General features: G+C 69.5%; 1 protein-coding gene. It reads left to right on the forward strand.

Going from position 1 to position 958, the window contains the following annotated elements; genetic code table 11:
* Window position 1: 1 nt before the first annotated feature.
* A complete protein-coding gene (locus tag IE260_RS41025; protein WP_189881020.1) occupies window positions 2-781 on the forward strand; it encodes a nucleotidyltransferase domain-containing protein in 780 nt (259 codons plus the stop codon).
* The last annotated feature ends 177 nt before the right edge of the window (window positions 782-958 follow it).

Genomic DNA, 958 nt, shown 5'->3' on the forward strand with positions numbered 1-958 from the left:
CTTGCACAGCCGGTTCCTTAGCGACGCGCTTCCTCGGATCCGGCAGGATGCGCGCGTGGCCGGCGTGGCGATCACCGGGTCCCTCGTGGGAGGCCGCCCCGATGTCTACTCGGACGTGGACCTGATCCTGGTCATCGATGACGAGGCGTACGACGCGGTCATGCGGGAGCGGCTCGTGCTGATCGGCTCCTGGACCTCCCTGGTGGCCGGATTCACCGGGGAGCATGTCGGCGAGCCCCGCGTGATCATCACGCTCGTCGGGCCGCCTCTCCTGCACGTCGACTTCAAGTTCGTCCGCGCCTCCGACTTCGCCGAGCGGACCGAGGACCCGGAGATCCTGTGGGACCGCGACGGCCTCCTAGCCGGCGCCCTCGCCCAGCAGCCGCCGGTCACTCCGGCGTTCGACCTCCAGTGGATCGAGGACCGGTTCTGGATCTGGGTGCACTACGGCGCGACGAAGCTCGGCCGCGGGGAGCTGTTCGAGACCATCAGCTTCCTCACCTACCTGCGCGAGAGCGTGCTCGGCCCCCTGGCCGCCCGCCGGGCGGGCGCGATCCCCCGCGGTGTACGCCACCTGGAGACCATCGCGCCCGAAGAGGCGCGCAACCTCCAGGCAACTCTGTGCGGCTACGACCGCCACGAAGCCGGACGGGCGCTCCTCGCCACCGTCGATCTCTACCGCCGATGGTCCGATACCAGTGGAGCGATCATTGAACGGCGCCACCACGCCGAGAAGCTCGCCATGCAGTACCTCCACGACGTCATCGATCAAGGCGGTTGACTGAAGCGGGCTGAAGTACCTCGCCACCCTTGTCGGCTCGCCCCACTCCCCCGGTCAATGATCCAGCCGCCGGGAGGGACGCCGGGTACAGGTCTTTCGGAATGCCGATCCGGCCGCGCCGTCCACCGCCGATCGGGCGGTTCTCGCCCCGGGCGCGGTTCAAGGGCCGGGCACCGG

Origin of the sequence: Streptomyces viridiviolaceus (genome assembly GCF_014650995.1) — a bacterium.
Lineage (GTDB): Bacteria > Actinomycetota > Actinomycetes > Streptomycetales > Streptomycetaceae > Streptomyces > Streptomyces viridiviolaceus.